Below are 17,907 nucleotides of genomic sequence, written 5' to 3'. Positions count from 1 at the left end.
CGCGCGAAGTCCATAGGGAAACTGTACCAATGAAGCAGGCCGTCTCCGTCTTTCTGTCGGTGATCTTCACGGTCTGGGCCGGCATTGCCGCCGCCCAGGCGACCTTCATCCAGATCGAGGCCCGGCCCGACCTGAACGGCGCGCAGGAGCGGGTCGATACCTATGCTGGCAACCTGCCCGACGTGAACGGCTTCCGCATGGCGTCGGGCTGGTACGGCATCGCGCTCGGCCCCTATACCGAGGAACAGGCGATCCAGGCGCTGCAGCAGCTGCGCGCGCAGGGCGCGATCCCGCCGGACAGCTTTCTGACGCAGGCCACGGCCTACACGCGGCAGTTCTACCCCGAGGGCGGCGGCGCGCTCACCGCCGACCCGGCCGCCGGGCCGTCGACGCCGGACACGCCCTCGCTGCAGGGCGAGACCGAGACGGCCGCCAACGAGGCGCAGATTCCGGTGATCGAGGCCGAACCCGAGCCCGAGCCCGAACCGGAAACGGTCGAGGACCCCGAGACCCAGCAGGACGCCTACCGCTCGGAGGCGCAGCTCAGCCGCGAGGAACGCGCCGACCTGCAGGTCGCGCTGCAATGGTTCGGCTTCTACAACGGCCGCATCGACGCCGCCATCGGCCCCGGCACCCGCAACGCCATGGCCGGCTGGCAGGAGTCGCAGGGGCTGGAGTCGACGGGCGTGCTGACCACGATGCAGCGCGGCATGCTGCTGGAGCAGTATAACGAGGTGCTGGACTCGCTGGGCCTGGAAACCCGCCGCGACGCGACGGCCGGGATCGAGATGACGATGCCGCTGGCGATGGTCTCCTTCGACCGCTACGAGCCGCCGTTCGCGCATTACACCTCGATCAACGACAGCGGCGTGACCGTCCTGCTGATCAGCCAGACCGGCGACGAGGCGGCGCTTCTGGGCCTTTACGACATCATGCAGACGCTGGAGATCGTGCCGCTGGAGGGCGAGCGCTCGCGCTCGGCCAATTCCTTCACGATCACCGGCGAGAACAGCCGCATCCGCTCCTACACCCATGCCGAGCTGACCGGCGGGGCGGTGAAGGGCTTTACCCTGATCTGGCCCGCGGGCGAGGATCGCCGCTTCGAGGTGGCGCTGAAGGCGATGCGCGACAGCTTCACGCCGATTTCCGGCACCGTCCTGCCCGATGCCTATGGCGACGGCGCGCTGGAGCAGTCGGTCGACCTGTTCTCGGGGCTTGAGATCCGCCAGCCGGAGCGGTCGCGCTCGGGCTTCTACATCGACGGCCGCGGCGGCGTGCTGACCACGACCGAGGCGGTGGCGGGCTGCGGCCGGATCACGCTGGACGAGACCTACGACGCGCGTATCGCGGCGCAGGACGCGGCGCTGGGGCTGGTGCTCCTGCGGCCCGAGGAACAGCTGGCGCCGATCGACTATGCCCGGTTCCAGCCCTCGCCGGTGCGGCTGCAGTCCGAGGTGGCCGTGGCGGGCTATTCCTACGAGGGGATGCTGTCCTCGCCGACGATGACCTACGGCACGCTGGAAGACGTGCGCGGCCTGAACGGCGAGGAGGCGAAGAGCCGCCTGGCGCTGAACGCCGCGGCGGGCGACGCGGGCGGGCCGGTCTTCGACACCTCCGGCGCGGTGATGGGCATGCTGCTGCCCGACGCCAATCCCGACGGCAAGCGCCTGCCCGAGGGCGTCAGCTTCGCCACCGACGCGGCGGCCATCGCCGAGTTCCTGTCGAACAACGGCGCCTCGGCGGCGGCCTCCGACCGGACGGCGACGATGTCGGGCGAGGACCTGGCCGAGTTGGCCGCGAAGATGACCGTCCTCGTGGGGTGTTGGGAGTGAGCAACGGTCCGGCGTAGCCGGCGGACGGTCCGGGGGACCGTCCGAGTTGCGAACGCGCGGAGCGGAAGCCTGAACCGGCGGAGCCGGCCCGCCGGCAAACCACCGCCGCCCCACGCCGTCCCCCCCCCGCGCGCAGCCCCCCGGCCTACGACCTCCGGCCGGACCAGCCGCCGCGGCGGCGCGGTCGGCGCGGCGCGGCGAGGCCCTCGCGCAGAACCACGGTCATCGGGTGCCCCTCTTGCCCGTAGAAGGCCAGGAGCCGGCCGATCGCGTCCCGCACGTCGATGCCGTCGGGCAGTTGCAGCGCCCAGTCCATGAAGATCGAGCGGCATTCCTCGGCGGAGATGCCCTCGATCCGATAGCTTTCGCGGATCAGCCCGGCGCGGTCGATCTCTTCGGGTGTCATGCCGTTCCGATTAGCCGGACTGCCGGCCACACTCAAGCGCCTGCGCGGCGATCCCGGCGACACGCCGCCCCGGCCGGCGAGATGCATCGGAAAATCCGCGAGAATCCTCTTGCACAGGTGAAAAATCGCAGTATGTTCCGGCCCTCGCTGACATCTTTGGGCCGAGGGGTCGACGCCCCGCCCTGTCTATCCACCACAAGGGCGGAAGGCCCGCCGAAAACCGAGGTTGCAACATGGCTGTCCCTCAGAACAAGGTCACCAAATCGCGCCGCAACAAACGCCGCGCGCATCATGCGCTGGAAGGGGCCAACCCCAACGAGTGCTCGAACTGCGGCGAGCTGAAGCGGCCGCACCACGTCTGCCCGTCCTGCGGCCACTATGACGACCGCGAGGTCGTGGCCATGGTCGACGAGATCGATCTGGACGAAGAAGACGCGGCCTAAGCCGGCCCCGACCGCGAGATGGGCACCGGCAAACGCACTCTGCCCACACGGACAGGAGCCCACCGCATCGTGATTTCCGTAGACGCCATGGGCGGCGACCGGGGACCGGCCGTCGTCCTGGATGGCTGCGCGAAGTCGGCGGCGAAAAACCCCAATATCGGGTTCATCCTGCACGGCAAGCACGACGAGCTGGAGCCGCTGGTGGCCCGCCGCAAGCCGCTGGCCGACCGCTGCGAGATCCGCGACGTGTCCGGCATCGTCACCATGGACATGAAGCCGGGCCACGTGATGCGGCAGGGCAAGGACACCTCGATGTGGCAGGCCATCGACGCGGTGCGCGCGGGCGAGGCCGAGGCTTGCGTGTCCTGCGGCAACACCGGCGCGCTGATGCTGCTGTCGGTCGTGCGGCTGCGCAAGCTGGAGGGCGTGAACCGCCCGGCCATCGCCTGCCTCTGGCCGTCGCGCAACCCCGGCGGGTTCAACATGATGCTGGACGTGGGCGCCGATATCCGCGCCGACGAGCAGGACCTGCTGCAATACGCGATGATGGGCGCGAGCTATGCTCGCAACGGGCTGGGCGTGGAAAACCCGCGCATCGGGCTTCTGAACAACGGCACCGAGGAGCACAAGGGCCGCGCCGAGCTGAAGGTCGCCAACGAGATGCTGGCGAATGCCGCCGAGCTGGGCGCCTACCGCTATGTCGGCTTCGTCGAGGGCGGCGACATCCCGTCCGACCGGGTGGACGTGATCGTGACCGACGGCTTCACCGGCAACATCGCGCTGAAGACCGGCGAGGGCACGGCCACGCTGATCCGCGATTTCCTCGGCGAGGCGTTCAAGGCGACGCCGCTGAGCCGGATCGCGGCGCTCCTGGCAATGACCTCGCTCAGCCGCCTGTCCAAGCGGATCGACCCGCGCCGGGTGAACGGCGGCGTGTTCCTGGGGCTGAACGGCACGGTGGTGAAAAGCCACGGCGCGGCGGATGCCACGGGCGTCTCGGCCGCCATCAAGCTGGCCTTCAAGCTGGCCGAATCCAAGTTCAACGAGCGTCTTGCCGCCCGGCTTGCATCCGTCGCCGTGCCGGGCAATGATGCGGCGAGCAGAGAGGCCGATAGCGGTAACCAAGAATGATAAGACGCGCCGTGGTCCGAGGAGTGGGGCACTACCTGCCCGAACGCATCGTTCCGAATGCCGAGTTCGAGAAGACGCTCGACACCACCGACGAGTGGATTCGCTCGCGCTCGGGCATCGAGCGGCGGCATTTCGCGGCCGAGGGCGAGACCACGTCGGACCTGGCGCTGCACGCGGCGCGGGCGGCGCTGGACCATGCCGGCGTCACCCCGGCCGACATCGACGCGATCATCCTTGCGACCTCGACCGCCGATTTCACCTTCCCCTCCGCCGCGACGATGGTGCAGGCGGAGCTGGGGATGGAACGCGGCTTCGCCTATGACGTGCAGGCGGTCTGTGCGGGCTTCGTCTATGCGCTCGGCAACGCGCATGCGATGATCATGTCGGGCCAGGCCGACCGGATCCTGGTGATCGGGGCCGAGACCTTCAGCCGGATCATGGACTGGACCGACCGGTCGACCTGCGTGCTGTTCGGCGACGGCGCGGGCGCCGTGGTGCTGGAGGCCGCCGAGGGCGACGGCACCAAGGCCGACCGCGGCATCCTGTCGGTGGATCTGCATTCCGACGGCCGGCACCGCGATATCCTTTACGTGGACGGCGGCGTGTCGACCAATACCACCGGCCACCTGCGGATGCAGGGCAAGGAGGTCTTCCGCCATGCCGTCGACAAGCTGGCGCGCACCGCCGAGCGGGCGCTGGCCAAGGCGGGGCTGGAGCATTCCGACGTCGACTGGATCGTGCCGCACCAGGCCAATCTGCGGATCATCAAGGCCACCGCGCAGAAGCTGGGCCTGCCGATGGACCATGTCGTCGTGACGGTTCAGGATCACGGCAATACCTCGGCGGCCTCGATTCCGCTGGCGCTGTCCGTCGGGGTGGCGCGCGGCCAGATCAAGCCCGGCGACATCGTGGTAACCGAGGCGATCGGCGGCGGGCTGGCCTGGGGGTCGGTGGTTCTCCGCTGGTGACCAATAAAGTCACATATTAGGCACATCTGCCAAGCCGTTGATGTTGACTTTGAAATTCTCCCGCCCCTATCCTTGGCCCACACCGGATGGGGGAGTTGAATGAGCAAGACACTGACCCGCATGGACCTGAGCGAAGCCGTGTTTCGCGAGGTCGGTCTGTCGCGTAACGAGTCCGCGCAGCTCGTCGAATCGGTCCTGAACCACATGTCCGACGCGCTGGTGCGCGGCGAGACGGTGAAGATTTCCTCGTTCGGAACGTTCTCGGTCCGCGACAAGGCGGCCCGCGTCGGGCGCAATCCGAAGACCGGCGAAGAGGTGCCGATCCTGCCGCGGCGGGTCCTGACCTTCCGGCCCTCGCACCTCATGAAGGACCGGGTCGCGGCGGGGAACAAGACCGAGGCCTGAGGACAACCGCGATGGACAAGTCCCCCGACGCCTTCCGCACGATCAGCGAGGTGGCCGACTGGCTCGGCACGCCGACGCATGTGCTGCGCTTCTGGGAAAGCCGCTTCACCCAGATCAAGCCGGTCAAGCGCGCCGGCGGGCGGCGGTATTATCGCCCGAACGACATGGCGCTTCTGGGCGGGATCAAGAAGCTGTTGCACGATGACGGGCTGACGATCCGGGGCGTGCAGAAAATCCTGCGCGAGCAGGGGGTCAAGCACGTCGCGGCGATGTCGCAGCCGATCGAGGGCGAGACGGCGCCCGCCGCGCCGGACAGCACTCGGTCGGAGCCCGAGGCGGCGCCTCCGGCCGCAACGCCCGAACCCGTCTCGGCGACGGCGGTGCCGGAGCCCGAAGAGGCCGCGACCACCCAGGCCGACGCGGCGCCCGATCCGGAGGAAGAGGCGGCCGCCGGGGTCACGGCAGAGCCCGCGGCCCCTGCCCCGCTCGTGGATCGCGCGGCGACGGAGGACGCGGCGCCGGACTGGCGCCCCGCGGAAGAGGACGCTCCGCAAACGGCGGCCTGGCCCGCAGCGGAGGCGAAGCCGGAGCCGGTCCCGGAGCCCGAGCCCGAGGCACCGGCAGAGCCCGAACCGGAGCGCGCGGACGCGGCGCCCGAGACGCAGAGCTATTTCAACCCGTTCGCCAGCCCTGCCCCGGCCCCCGGAGCGCCGCATCCGGCCGCACCAGCGCCGCAGAGCGCCGGCGAGGACGCCGCGGAGGCACCGGCCCCGCAGGCCCCCGACACGCCCGCCGACGACGAGACCGGCGCGCCGGAACCGAGCGCACCGACCGGCGACGCGCCGGCCCCCGCCTTTACCGAGTCGGCCGCTCCTGCGCCGGAGCCCGATCTTCCGGCAGAGCCGGCCGAGCCGGCGGCCCCAGCGCCCTCCCCGGCCTTCCCCCGCGCTGCGCCCGAGGCCGGGGCGGCCGACACGCCACCGTCCCCCGAACCGCCAAGCCGGGCGCAGGACGCCCCGGCACGCCCGGCCGAAGCATCCCCTGCGCCCGCAACGCCTGCCGCGCCGGAGGGGCCGACCATGGCCGAGCAGGTGCTGCGCCGGTTGCGCAAGGGGCCGCCGCCCGACGCCGCCGCGCTGCGCCCCCATTACGATCGCCTCGTCGATCTGCGCGCGCGCATGTCGGCCGGACCGCCGGGCTGAGCGGCGTTTTCGGCTCTTGCCCCCCGGCGCAAAAACGGTATGAAGGGGCTCGCGTCGGGCTATGGCGCAGTCTGGTAGCGCGTCCGTCTGGGGGACGGAAGGTCGCAGGTTCAAGTCCTGCTAGCCCGACCAATCGTCATCCGGCCCGTGGGGGACCCCCGCGGGCTTTCGCGTATCGGGGGCCGCGATGACCCGAACCGGCGTTCTGCCCAGCCAGGAGATCGAGGCCATGGCGGCCTCGGGCGCGATTCACGCCGCGCCGGCGCTGGAACCGGGCCAGGTCCAGCCGGCCTCGCTGGATCTGCGGCTGGGACAGGTCGCCTACCGCGTGCGGGCGTCGTTCCTGGCCGGGGCCGGCGCACGGGTGGCCGACCGGCTGGACGAGTTCACCATGCATGCGGTGGATCTCTCGGACGGCGCGGTGCTGGAGAAAGGCTGCGTCTACGTCGTGCCGCTGATGGAGCGGCTGTCCCTGCCGCCCGGGGTTCAGGCGGTGTGCAACGCCAAGAGCTCGACCGGGCGGCTCGACCTGCTGACCCGCGCCATCGTCGATGGCGGGACCGAGTTCGACCGGATCGCGGCCGGCTACGACGGGCCGCTCTATGCCGAGATCTGCCCGCGCTCGTTCTCGGTGCTGGTGCGGCCCGGGATGCGGCTGAACCAGGTGCGGTTCCGCGCCGGCCAGGCGGTGCTGGACGACGACGCTCTGCGCGCGCTGCACCGGGAGGTGACGCTGGTGGACGGGCCGGCGGTGATCGACGGGGGGCTGGGCTTCTCGGTGGACCTGCGGCCGGCGGCGGGAGACCTGGTGGGCTATCGGGCCAAGCCGCATACCGGTCTGGTGGATCTCGACCGGATCGGCGCCTATCCGGCGGCGGAGTTCTGGGAGGAGGTGCGGACCGACCGCGGCCGCATCGTCCTGGACCCCGGCGCCTTCTATATCCTGGTCAGCCGCGAGTCGGTGCATATCCCGCCCGACTATGCCGCCGAGATGGCGCCCTACCTGGCGATGGTGGGCGAGTTCCGGGTGCATTACGCGGGCTTCTTCGACCCGGGGTTCGGACATGACGCGGCGGGCGGCAGCGGCTCGCGCGGGGTGCTGGAGGTGCGCTGTCACGAGGCGCCCTTCGTGCTGGAGCACGGGCAGGTCGTCGGACGGCTGGTCTACGAGCGGATGGCGGCACGGCCCGCGCAGCTCTACGGCGCGGGGATCGCGTCGAACTACCAGGGCCAGGGGCTGAAGCTGTCAAAGCATTTCCGGATGCCGTGACGCGCCCGGCGCCGGGTGCGGCCCGGACGTCCCCATTCGATCACGGTCGGGCGGACGATGCAGAGAACGCTCGCCAGCCGCGGCACCGGTGTCCCGAGACGAGATCGCCGGCGTCCCGGGACGCCGCCGGGGTTCCCTGTCAGCGGGTCATCGAGAACAGCTGCCTGATATCGTCCACATCGCGTCTTATCGCGGCGACAAGGTCGTCCAGGTGGTCGAAGTGGATGTCCGGCCGCAGAAACTTGACCAATTCGATCTCGACCTCGCATCCATAGATGTCGTCGGAGAAGTCGAGGAAATGGCATTCCAGCCGGGACTCCTGGCCGCCGACGGTCGGTCTGCGTCCATGGGAAACGGCAGTCAGGAAGCGCTGCCCTGTCCGTGGCCCGGAGTGCAGCGTGGCGATGCCGGCATAGATTCCATGCGGAAGAGCGGTCGGGCTGACATCGAGGGTTGCCGTCGGAAAGCCGATGTTGCGCCCGATCTTGTCGCCATGAACGACCTTGCCGGTCACCGTTCCAAACTCGGCCGCCTCCGGGGAACAGGTGCTGTCGATGCCGGTCATTTCGCCGCCGCGAGGTGGTCCGAAAACAAAAGCTCCAGGACCGCGAGATCCTGAATTCCGATCCCGACGGACTTGAACAACATAACGTCGTTGTCCTGCGTTCTGCCGCCTTCGGCACCCGCGAGCACCGCTCCCAGCGTCCGCGCCGGAGGCTTGCTATCGAAATCGACGAATTCGCCGGCCAGCGACATCACGGACTCGACGTCGTCGACGAACAGCTTCGCCGTCCCGATCACGTCCGGTCCGAACTCCCGGACGACAGGCGTGCTGGACCCCATGGCATTGACATGGCTGCCGGGCGCCAGCCACTCGGCCTTGAGCAAGGGGGCGCGGGCCCCCGTCACCATGGTGACGACATCCGAGCCGCGCACGGCGGTTTCCAGGTCCGGCGCACGTTCGACCTCGATGCCGCGATCGGCCGCCCGACGTTGCACATCCGCCGCGGTCTCCGGGTTTCGCCCCCAGAGAACAAGGCGTTCCGCCTGCCCGGACTGGGCCATCGCGACGATATGCGGAAGAGCCTGGTGCCCGCTGCCGACAATCAGGTGCTGGCGCGGGGTCTGCCGGGCGAGCGTTTGCGTCGCCAGGGCGGCCAGGGCCGCGGTCCGCAATTCGGTGACGGCCCCGGCCTCGGCCATGCCGACAAGATGACCGTCCTCGCCGTCGAACAGCACGCAGATCCCCTGGTGCGCCGGCAGACCCCGTTTGGGGTTGTCAGGCATGACACAGACGGTCTTGGCGGCGAACAGCCTGGGCGCGCGGGAGCGGTAGGACGGCATCAGCCCCATCAGGCCGGGCATCTCGGATGGTTTGAGCTCGCGACGAACCGCCTGCCCTGCCTGCCCGTTGGCAGCGTCCACCAGAATGCGCCGAACCGCGTCCTTCACGTCCGCCGGGCCCAGGGTCGCCATGACGGCGTTTCTGTCCAGATAGGGCGGCTGCATCACATCGTCCTTGAGAGCTCGGCGAGTCTGGAGGCCAGCGCCGGTATCAGCGCCTCCCATACGGCTTTGCCCTCGTCGGCGGAGGCCTGTTCCGGCTCGTCCGTATAGCCGTCTATGTTGCTCCAGATCTCGCTCGAATACACGCCCCGGCCCGGAAGGCTGACGCCGGAGCCGGTATCCCGGCCATGACGCTCCTGAACGTGCTCGGGACAGGTCGCCAGGATCAGGGAGGTCTCCCAACGACCGGCATGGCCGGGAATCTGGAACTGGCCGACGGGTTGCGGTGCGGCCTCCCAATAGTCGAGCACGGCCACGGCCATATCCGTTGTCGTGCTGACGGAGGATCCGGCGGCATGGCAAACCCCGGTGTTTCCGCCATGCCCGTTGACGACGATGACCTTGCGCACGCCGGTGTGGCGCATGCTGCGCAGCACGTCGGTCAGGACCTGCAGAAGCGTCGCGGGCGTCAGGCTGATCGTGCCGCCGAACGGCAGGTGATGTTCCGATGTCCCGATGCGCAGGACTCGGGCGATGATGAAGGTCTGATCGGTGTCGGCCGCCGCCCGCGCGACGGCCAGGTCCACGGCCTTGTTCGACAGGATTGCATCGGTCCCCGTCGGCAGGAAAGGGCCGTGCTGTTCGATGGCGCCAAGCGGAACCACGACCGTCGCGTCCGGGGCGATCTGCCTCAGCCTGTCACGGGTGAGGGTTTCCCATTCGTAGACCTGCGCGCTGGGGGGCATGCTGCTTCCCTTCGACTTTGTATTTCACGCGATGGGCAGAACGCCAAGCGCGTGCAGGACGGAGGACTTGTTCCAGGACGCCCATTCTTCCACGATCCTACCGTTTTCGAACCTGGAAATGGTGATGCCCTGCGCCTTGACCTGTTTGCCGGTCGGCGGGACACGCTCGTAGGTCTGGCGATGGCGTCCCACGGCTTCCCAACGGTAGGCGGCCTTGTCGCCATCCTCTATCACGTCGACGACGTTGGAGTGGTTGTCGGGAAAGGCCTCCCAACGCGCCGACAGGGTGGCGACCCATTCCTCGCGCGTGAATTCGTGGTCGGCATCCCGGCGGATGTAATTCTCGGCGAGGAATTCGCGCATTCTTTCCGGTCCGCCTTCGTTGACGGCGTCCCACATGGCACGGATAAGTTCGGCGTTTGTCATCCTGTATGCTCTCCCCGGGTGAGTCAGTTTTCGGTCGTCGGCGAAAGCTTCGCACCATCGTAGAAGCCACCGCCAGAATAGATCAGAGACGCTTTTCCGGACGCATCCGCCGACAGGACCTGACCGATGAAGATCGTATGCGTTCCGGCCATCAGCATGCTGACGACCTCCAGTTCCAGGTTTGCGGCTGCGTCGCTTATCAGCGGCACGCCGTTGACGCCCCTGTGCCAGTCGATCTCGGCAAACTTGTCGCCGCCGGACTTGGCAAACTGCATCGCCACACCTTCCTGATCGTTGGCAAGAATGCTGACGCCGAACTTCCGGCTGCCGAAGAAGCGGGGATAGGTGCTCGAGGTCTCGTTGATGCAGGCCAGAACCATGGGCGGCGACAGCGACACGCTCGAAAACGCGTTCACGGCCAACCCGAACGGAAGCTCGCCCTCCATCGTCGTGACGATCGTCACGCCCGTCGGAAAAGCGCGATGCACCTTCTTGACCTGAGCGATCAGGTCGCCGTTGTCGTTTTCCCTGTCGGCCATTCGAGGCACCTCGTTGACTGTTTCTTGCGTCCGGCGGCCGATGGCATATCGCCCGGCCGCCGGTGTGCCGGTCGCCTCACTTGATCGGCTTGCACAATTCGGGAATGTGCGAGGTGGTGATGTCCACGCGGCCGACTTCCTGAATGTCGGCGGTCGCGACGGCCGGGGCTTCGCCCACCCGCGCACCGTATTCCGACCGCGTGTTGGCGGCGTAGCCGGTCTCGTCCTTGTCCCAGAGCGGTTTGCCGTCGCGCTTGCGGAAGCGCGGCATGACCTCTTCGGCGAAGAGCGTCATGTTCTTCCGCGTCATCCAGGACGGCATGGTCCAGCTGTCGGTGAACATGAACAGCCGCCCGGCATCCATCTGGGTGGTGATCTCTTCGATCCGCTCGGCCACCGTGTCGGAAGAGCCGACGATGAACTGACCGCTTTCGAGGCCGTCCTCGAACCTGAGCGTGGCGAGATCGACGCTGCGATAGCCGCCGCCTGCAGCCATGCCGCGCAGGGACTGCGGGGTCACGTGGCCCGGCGGGAAGGAGTCGTGGAAGGGCGACCCAAGCGAGTTCTGGAACACCGACATCAGGTGACCCTCGGCTTCCCGGCGTGCCTGCTTGTCGGTTTCGGCGACATGCACATAGGCCGTCGCGGCGATCCGGCGCGGGTCGAATTCCTGCCCGGCGTCGATCACGGACTGCTTGAAGTTCTGACAGTTCTTCAGAAGGATCGGCCACGGCACCAGAACGGCGACATAGGTGTAGCCGTTGTTCGCCGCGAAGGTGAGCGAGTCCTTGGACCCCGAGGCGGGAACCCACATCTCCGGACAGGGTTTCTGGATCGGCTTCGGCCAGAGGTTCACGTATTCGGACTGGAAGAACTTGCCGTCCCACTTGAACGGCTCGTCGGCCTTGAACGCCGCCATGACCATGTCGTGGGCTTCGCGGAACCGCTCGCGCGCATAGGTCGGGTTCATGACGCCCAGCGAGTGGTAGTTGCCGCCGATCCCCATGGGGAGGCCGCCGAAATAGCGACCGCGCGACAGGATATCGAGGGTTGCGATCTCCTCGGCGAAACGGATCGGCGACAGGTAGCTGTTGAGCAGGGCGCCGACGGTGCCGATGCGCATCCGGCTCGTCCTGGCGATCAGCGTCGCCGCAATGGTGATCGACTGGCCGACGAGAGAGTTCGGGCCGCCATGCTGCTCGATGACGATGGCGCCGTCGTAACCGAGGCGCTCGGCGAAGACGGTATCCTCGATATAGTCTTCGATGATCTGCTGGCCGCGCAGGTCGTCGTAGTATTTGCTCGGCGTCGTGATGAACCGCGTTTTCCCCAGCTCTTCGCGATGCGGAACGTAAGGGTATTTGCCGCCGTTGCAGACGTAGAATTCTAGCTCTCTCATGGGTCTTACTCCTTCGAACGGCTGGCGAACGTGCTGATCATTTCGGCAAGCTTTTCAGGGGCCTGCACGAACGGAAGATGGCTCGTCGGAACGTCCGGGCTGGTGATGGTCACCACCTTTGCCCCGTCGATCAGATCGGCATAGCGCGCGGCGACCGCGTTATCGATCACGTTGTCTTCTTCCGCGAGAATGATCTGGGTCGGGGCTTTCACACGCGCCAGACGCCGTTCGAGCTTGGTGTCGTGACGGGGTTGCCAGGCCAGCCTGGCAAGGGTGATGGACTCGACGTAGTTGTGAACGATGGCTTCGACCTGGTCGCCCTCGTCCAGGTAGTCGGGGAACTTGTCCTCGTGGCCATTGAACAGCCGGGCGACGATTTCTTCGCCCGTCTGGCGGAAGATGTCGTGCCGGAACGCCCCCTTGAGCCCCGCCGGCGCGATCAGTTGCAGGCTGGCCAGGCGTTCCGGGTAGAACGAGGCGAACTCTGCGGCAATCCAGCCGCCGAAGGAATGCCCGACGAGATGCACTTTCTCAAGCCCGAGCTCATCGAGAAGCTCGGCATAGTGGATCACCATGTCCGCGAAGTTGTCGAGCCATTCCGGGAACGGCGTGTCCCCGTAACCGGGATGCTCGGGCGCGATCAGATCGACCGACTGGGACAGGGCCTCGTGGAACGGCAGCCACCGGCGCGTCAGCCCGGCGCCATGGAGATACATGACAGCCTCGCCTTCCCCTTTGCGGCGTATGGCTGTCTTCAGGCCATGAACGTCAAGAAAATCTGGCTCCGTATAAAACGGCCACGGTTTCGAAGAACTCATCGTTTTTCCTCACTGTTGTCGTCGGCACAGAAGTCGGCCCGTCGCGTTCGGCGCATGTCGGCGGAGTTTCCTGCTGCATTGTTAGGGGTCTGGCCGCCTCTGATCCAATCACCACGAGATGTGACAAACACTGCGCCGCGAAGAGACCTTCGGTCCCCTCGCCCCCCTGATCCGGTTTGAGACCGAGGAGGAAGTGCTCGCCCTGGCGAACGACTCCGAAGTCGGGCTGGCCTCCTATTTCTTTAGCCGCGACCTCGCGCGCGTCTGGCGGATGGCCGAGCGCCTCGAATGCGGGATGGTCGGGGTCAACACCGGCCCGATTTCAACCGAACTGGCGCCGTTCGGAGGCGTCAGGCAATCGGGGCTGGGCCGCGAGGGCTCGAAATACGGGATCGAGGACTACCTGGAGATCAAGTATGTCTGCCTGGGCGGCGTCGCCTGAGACGGTGGGTCAGGACCGGTCGCCGCGGCCGAGTGCGGCCGCATCCCGGCCGGCGATATAGCCCCATGTCAGGTTGGGGCCCAGGGTGGTGCCCGGGCTGATGGCCTTGGTTCCCAGTGGGTTGGCCATTGCCACGCCGGCGCAGTACAGACCGGCAATCGCGGTGCCGTCCTCTCGTAGAACGCGGGCATGCGTATCGGTGCGCGGCCCGCCCTTGGTCGACACGAAGGATCGGTTGAAGGGGGCGGCGATGAACGGGGCGGAGGAGATCGGTTCCCGGTTGGTCCGGCCCAACGGATCGGGCCTGCCCCCTGCGATGCATCTGTTGAATGCGTCCACGGTCGCCGTCAGCTTCGCCTCGTTCACGCCGATCTTGCGCGCCAGCTCCGGCACCGTCGCGGCGCGTGTCACCCAGCCCGGCTGACATCTTGCGATCAGCAATGCGATCCGCTCACGCCGCACGAACCGGGCGTCGGCGATGAACCAGGCCGGCAGATTGACCGGCTGACCGGCGGCATCCCGTTCGTCGATGTGAAGCCCGAGGTTGTGGTCTTCCTCGTTGCAGAACCGTTCTCCGTTCCGGTTGACGGTCAGGGCGCCCGGCGCGGTGTGATGAAACCAGCCCAGACCCTGGACCTTTCCCTCGTATCGGCCCGGCATGGCCGAGTTGAAGTTCGCCTGATCCATATAGGCAAGATCGGCCCCCGCATCGGCCGCAAGGCGCAACCCGTCGCCCTCGTTCGAACGTGGGCTCAGACGGAAATCGAAGGGACCCGGGAAATGCTGCCGGATCAGGTCGTCGTTCCATTCGAAGCCGCCGGAGGCGATCACGACCCCCTGGCGGCTTGGGATGTCGACGGCGCGGCCGCCGATGTCGGCCGTGACGCCCGCAACCCGACCGTCGTCGGCCATGCGCACGCCGGTCACGCGGGCCTCGGTGACGACCTCGCAGCCCTTGTCCAGACACCCTTTGAGCAACCCGATCACCAGCGCGGCGCCCATGCCCCGTTCGCCTTTGACAAGGCGCGACAGGATCGTCGGGAGATCCTTGATCTGCTCGTGCAGCGGTGCCGTCAGCGGATTGCGAACCGACACTTCGTCGAAGCGGAACAGAAGCGGAAGGACCGAGGAGCGGATACGCCGTTTCCACGCCCCCAGGACAGCGCGCGGCAGCAGGTCGGGCGTTACCATGCGACCGTGCGCCTTGGCCCCGGGGGCATCGGGAAACAGGTCGCTGCCGTCGACCAGCCGGAAGGCGAGCGGTGTTTCTTCCTCGATCAGCCTCAGCGCGGGGCCGGCGTTTTCCGCGAAAGCCGCCAGTCGCCCGGCTTCGGCGTCGGCCCACCCCTCCGGCACCGTCGCCAGCATGTAGTCCAGGGCGTCGCCGGCGGTGTCCGCGATCCCCGCCCGCTCGGCCACGGGGTTGGCCGGCATCCAGATGGCGCCGCCCGAATAGGCCGTGGTGCCACCGATTTTCGATGTCTTTTCGAGGATCAATACGGACCGCCCGGCTTGCGACGCGGCCAGACCGGCGGCAAGTCCGGCCGAACCGGACCCCATGACGATCAGGTCGTAGGACTCCGAGGACGGTTTCTCTAGCGTCATGTGTCTTTCCGGGCCCCGGACGGCCTTAGGTGGTCTTGGAATAGACCACGACGGGGTTGCCATCCCGGTCCCGCAGGACGGCGCGCGTTTCGTGCGGGCCTTGCGCGATATCCGACGCGACCGTCACCCCGGCGCCGCGCGCCGCGGCGACCAGGCTGCCGACATCGGCGGTCACGACCGAGAATGTCACGGACGCCCCCGCGAGGCTTTCCTCGCCGCTCGTAAGGGCAATCGTCACGGAGCCACCATCGAGCGCCGCGTAGCGGTCTCCGTCCCGGAACTTCAGGGGAAACCCGAACCGGGTCGTATAGAAATCCACCGCGGCGTCCATGTCGGAAACCGGAACGAGGATCTGTTTCACGGCATTCATCGGGCTTCTCCGCGGCTTGCTGAAACGCTCGGGCCGAGGGCCGATCCCAGAGCATCGGGCGCGCGTGGCACAGCGCATGAAGGCTGTGCCACGCTCAGGTTAGGACGGACTGCCGTCTTCGGAACGCGGCCGCCCCCCGGCCGCGATAGGCCGACGGATCAGTAGACCTGCCAGATCGTGTCGAACGGCTTGCCGGTTCCCCGTGCCTTGGCGAGCTCCTGGATGGTCGGGCCCATTTCTTCCAGAAAGGCGCGCAGCCCCTCTTCCGACTCCCACTCGTCGATGTCGAGGATCTCGCCCTCGCGGTAAAGCCGGCGATGGGAAATGCAGCCGTGACGTTTCAGAGCGTCTTTCATCTTCTCAATCTGTTCCGCATGCGTCTTTTCGACTTCGCGGACCCGATCCATGTCAACGTCAGGGATGCGGACTGTTACTACGATGCTCATCTTTCTACCTTCCTTCTGTTGGATAGAACCTGGATTTGACCGTTTGGAGATCTGGCCAAACGGGATCTGACGTTCGCATCTGCTAGAGAACGGACTTCACAAAGGCCTGTGTTCTAGCATTCTGCGGCCAGCTGAGGATTTCATTGGGCGTGCCGACCTCGACGATGCGTCCGTCATCCATGAAGATGACCCTGTCCGCCGCTTCCCGGGCGAAGCCCATTTCGTGGGTCACCACGATCATCGTCAGACCGCCCTTGGCCAGCTTCTTCATGACCTGCAGGACTTCGTTGACGTTCTCCGGGTCGAGGGCGCTGGTCGGCTCGTCGAACAGGATGGCCTGGGGCTCCATGTTCAGGGCCCGCGCGATCGCCACCCGCTGTTTCTGCCCGCCGGACAGCATGACCGGATAGGCCTCGGCCTTGTCCTCCAAGCCCACCATTCTCAGGTAGTCGCGCCCGCGCTCGGTGGCCAGGCTGCGCTTTTCCCCCTTCACGCCGACCGGTGCCTCGATGAGGTTCTGCAGCACGGTCATGTGCGGAAACAGGTTGAAGCCCTGAAAGACCATCCCGAGGTCCTTGATCCGGTTCAGGACTTCGCGCTCCCGCAGCTCGACGAGGCGGCCCTCGTTCTCGCGGTAGGCGATGAGCTCGTCATTCAGCGTGATCCGGCCGGAATCGATGACCTCCAGGCGGTTGATACAGCGCAGCACCGTGCTTTTGCCCGACCCGGACGGCCCGATGATGCAAACCGTTTCGCCCTTTGCGACCTCGAACGACACGTCCTTGAGGACAAGATGGGCACCGAAGGATTTTCTGACTTTTTCGATCTTGATCATTGGTCTCTCCGATCAGCGATCCATGCGCCGCGTTCTTTTTTCGATGAGATGCTGGACCGGAGACATCACTGCCAGGATGGCGAGATACCAGAAGCTTGCGACGAACAGCATTTCCATCACGCGATAGTTCTGTCCGGCAATGTTCTGGGCCGTCGTCAGAAGGTCGCCACCCGCGATCACCGAGACAAGCGCACTGGCCTTGATGATGTTGGAGAACTGGTTCCCGAGAGACGGCACGATGGCGCGCATGGCCTGGGGCAGGATGATCCGGCGCAGGATACGGCCCCGTCGCATCCCCAGCGCGAAGGCGGCCTCGCGTTGCCCGCTGTCGATGCTTTGTAGACCACCGCGGATGATTTCGCCCATATAGGCGGACTCCGCCAGGCCGAGCGCGACGAAGGATGCGACGAACGGGGTAAGGTATGTCGCCACCCTCACTTCGCCGAGGGCGATGTCCGTGAACGGAACCCCCAGCACGATGACCGGGACGAACAGGCCGATGTTGCCCCAGATCAGGAGCTGTACGATGGCCGGCAGGCCCCGCAGAACCCAGACGTAGAACGCCGAGATGTTCGAGATCACGATGTTGTCGGACATGCGCCCGAGGGCGACGAAGATCCCGAGGGCCAGACCGACGGCCAGGGCGAACGCGCTCAGCTCGATCGTTACGATGAGACCGCTCATGATCGGTCCCGAGAACAGGTATTCCAGGAACACCGACCATTTCATGTTCTGGTTCGTCACCAGGCCATAGAACGCACCGGCCAATATCAGGATGGCGACGGTTCCGACGACGAAGCTCCAACGCGATTTTTCCTTGTAGACCGGAAAATAGGTTGCCGACTCGTCATTCGCCGAGCCTGGCGCCGACGGATGAGTCTGAATTGTCTCGCTGTTCATCTGTACTCCCCGAGCGTGTTCGTCATGCGGAGCCGGTCCAGTCGCCGAGGCCGGGGCGAAGCCCGGCCGGGCAATTGGTCCGTTTCCATACGACCGCACAACCGAACGTCTGATTGAGCATCGGCCTTTTCGTCGTTGTTTCGGCGAACCTAAGCCGGCCGGGATGCGGTCGATATCACATTCGGGGGTGACAGACCGGGCGCGCCATCACTCGTATT

Annotated in this window: 20 protein-coding genes, 1 tRNA gene and 1 pseudogene; 9 read left to right on the top strand and 13 right to left on the bottom strand. The window is 66.8% G+C overall.

Annotation, left to right across the window (positions count from 1 at the left end):
• The first annotated feature begins 29 nt into the window (after positions 1–29).
• Positions 30–1,832, top strand: a complete 1,803-nt coding sequence (locus P1J78_RS09680) for a serine protease (protein ID WP_275567142.1) — start codon at positions 30–32, stop codon at positions 1,830–1,832.
• A 145-nt stretch (positions 1,833–1,977) separates the two neighbouring features.
• Here P1J78_RS09680 and P1J78_RS09675 read toward each other — a convergent pair whose 3' ends face one another.
• Positions 1,978–2,238: a hypothetical protein gene (locus tag P1J78_RS09675; protein WP_275567141.1), complete on the bottom strand. Its 261-nt coding sequence runs from the start codon at positions 2,236–2,238 to the stop codon at positions 1,978–1,980.
• 233 nt (positions 2,239–2,471) lie between these two features.
• On the opposite strand from P1J78_RS09675, the gene rpmF reads away from it, so the two are divergent.
• The 7 genes from rpmF (at position 2,472) to P1J78_RS09640 (ending at position 7,657) form a co-directional block, all read left to right on the top strand.
• Complete coding sequence (rpmF, locus tag P1J78_RS09670) at positions 2,472–2,681, top strand: 50S ribosomal protein L32 (RefSeq protein WP_275567140.1); 210 nt, start codon at positions 2,472–2,474, stop codon at positions 2,679–2,681.
• A gap of 18 nt (positions 2,682–2,699) precedes the next feature.
• Positions 2,700–3,812, top strand: a complete 1,113-nt coding sequence (gene plsX / locus P1J78_RS09665; RefSeq protein ID WP_275567139.1) for a phosphate acyltransferase PlsX — start codon at positions 2,700–2,702, stop codon at positions 3,810–3,812.
• Positions 3,809–4,780 carry a beta-ketoacyl-ACP synthase III gene (locus P1J78_RS09660; protein ID WP_275567138.1) on the top strand — a complete coding sequence of 324 codons (972 nt, stop codon included), beginning with the start codon at positions 3,809–3,811 and terminating at the stop codon, positions 4,778–4,780. Before plsX ends, P1J78_RS09660 begins: the two co-directional genes overlap by 4 nt.
• 99 nt (positions 4,781–4,879) lie before the next feature.
• Positions 4,880–5,185, top strand: coding sequence for an integration host factor subunit alpha (gene ihfA / locus P1J78_RS09655; protein WP_275567137.1), 306 nt, complete (start codon positions 4,880–4,882; stop codon positions 5,183–5,185).
• A gap of 11 nt (positions 5,186–5,196) precedes the next feature.
• Entirely contained in the window at positions 5,197–6,387 is a 1,191-nt protein-coding gene (locus P1J78_RS09650; RefSeq protein WP_275567136.1) for a MerR family transcriptional regulator, read from the top strand.
• Between the two features lie 55 nt (positions 6,388–6,442).
• Positions 6,443–6,519 (top strand) — tRNA-Pro (locus P1J78_RS09645).
• A gap of 55 nt (positions 6,520–6,574) precedes the next feature.
• Positions 6,575–7,657 carry a 2'-deoxycytidine 5'-triphosphate deaminase gene (locus tag P1J78_RS09640; protein ID WP_275567135.1) on the top strand — a complete coding sequence of 361 codons (1,083 nt, stop codon included), beginning with the start codon at positions 6,575–6,577 and terminating at the stop codon, positions 7,655–7,657.
• A gap of 139 nt (positions 7,658–7,796) precedes the next feature.
• On the opposite strand, the gene P1J78_RS09635 is transcribed toward P1J78_RS09640, so the two are convergent.
• From P1J78_RS09635 to P1J78_RS09605, 7 genes are all read right to left on the bottom strand, one after another.
• On the bottom strand, positions 7,797–8,222 hold the full coding sequence (locus tag P1J78_RS09635) for a riboflavin kinase (protein ID WP_275567134.1): 426 nt from the start codon (positions 8,220–8,222) through the stop codon (positions 7,797–7,799).
• Positions 8,219–9,166, bottom strand: coding sequence for an ornithine cyclodeaminase family protein (locus P1J78_RS09630; protein WP_275567133.1), 948 nt, complete (start codon positions 9,164–9,166; stop codon positions 8,219–8,221). The genes P1J78_RS09635 and P1J78_RS09630 overlap by 4 nt, the downstream gene beginning before the upstream one ends.
• Positions 9,166–9,909: a creatininase family protein gene (locus tag P1J78_RS09625; protein WP_275567132.1), complete on the bottom strand. Its 744-nt coding sequence runs from the start codon at positions 9,907–9,909 to the stop codon at positions 9,166–9,168. The genes P1J78_RS09630 and P1J78_RS09625 overlap by 1 nt, the downstream gene beginning before the upstream one ends.
• A 24-nt stretch (positions 9,910–9,933) precedes the next feature.
• Complete coding sequence (locus tag P1J78_RS09620) at positions 9,934–10,335, bottom strand: ester cyclase (protein ID WP_275567131.1); 402 nt, start codon at positions 10,333–10,335, stop codon at positions 9,934–9,936.
• A 23-nt stretch (positions 10,336–10,358) separates the two neighbouring features.
• Positions 10,359–10,874, bottom strand: a complete 516-nt coding sequence (locus P1J78_RS09615) for a flavin reductase family protein (RefSeq protein ID WP_275567130.1) — start codon at positions 10,872–10,874, stop codon at positions 10,359–10,361.
• Positions 10,875–10,950: 76 nt separating this feature from the next.
• On the bottom strand, positions 10,951–12,273 hold the full coding sequence (locus tag P1J78_RS09610; RefSeq protein ID WP_275567129.1) for an LLM class flavin-dependent oxidoreductase: 1,323 nt from the start codon (positions 12,271–12,273) through the stop codon (positions 10,951–10,953).
• Between the two features lie 5 nt (positions 12,274–12,278).
• The gene (locus tag P1J78_RS09605; protein ID WP_275567128.1) at positions 12,279–13,091 is read right to left on the bottom strand and encodes an alpha/beta fold hydrolase; all 813 of its coding nucleotides are present in this window, start codon (positions 13,089–13,091) and stop codon (positions 12,279–12,281) included.
• Positions 13,092–13,230: 139 nt separating this feature from the next.
• Here P1J78_RS09605 and P1J78_RS09600 point away from each other — a divergent pair.
• Positions 13,231–13,533: pseudogene (locus tag P1J78_RS09600) on the top strand (aldehyde dehydrogenase family protein); the annotation flags it as partial.
• Positions 13,534–13,542: 9 nt separating this feature from the next.
• Here P1J78_RS09600 and P1J78_RS09595 read toward each other — a convergent pair.
• The 5 genes from P1J78_RS09595 to P1J78_RS09575 form a co-directional block, all read right to left on the bottom strand.
• Positions 13,543–15,138: an FAD-dependent oxidoreductase gene (locus P1J78_RS09595; RefSeq protein WP_275567127.1), complete on the bottom strand. Its 1,596-nt coding sequence runs from the start codon at positions 15,136–15,138 to the stop codon at positions 13,543–13,545.
• Positions 15,139–15,163: 25 nt separating this feature from the next.
• Complete coding sequence (locus P1J78_RS09590; RefSeq protein WP_275567126.1) at positions 15,164–15,508, bottom strand: VOC family protein; 345 nt, start codon at positions 15,506–15,508, stop codon at positions 15,164–15,166.
• A 158-nt stretch (positions 15,509–15,666) separates the two neighbouring features.
• Positions 15,667–15,954, bottom strand: a complete 288-nt coding sequence (locus P1J78_RS09585; RefSeq protein ID WP_275567125.1) for a hypothetical protein — start codon at positions 15,952–15,954, stop codon at positions 15,667–15,669.
• Between the two features lie 82 nt (positions 15,955–16,036).
• Positions 16,037–16,789, bottom strand: a complete 753-nt coding sequence (locus P1J78_RS09580) for an amino acid ABC transporter ATP-binding protein (RefSeq protein WP_275567124.1) — start codon at positions 16,787–16,789, stop codon at positions 16,037–16,039.
• Between the two features lie 12 nt (positions 16,790–16,801).
• Positions 16,802–17,689: an amino acid ABC transporter permease gene (locus P1J78_RS09575; RefSeq protein WP_275567123.1), complete on the bottom strand. Its 888-nt coding sequence runs from the start codon at positions 17,687–17,689 to the stop codon at positions 16,802–16,804.
• Positions 17,690–17,907 lie beyond the last annotated feature (218 nt).

Origin of the sequence: Psychromarinibacter sediminicola (assembly GCF_029168335.1) — a bacterium.
Lineage (GTDB): Bacteria > Pseudomonadota > Alphaproteobacteria > Rhodobacterales > Rhodobacteraceae > Psychromarinibacter > Psychromarinibacter sediminicola.
The sequence above is the reverse complement of the archived record's forward strand: the minus strand, read 5'-3'. Positions and strand labels throughout refer to the sequence as shown.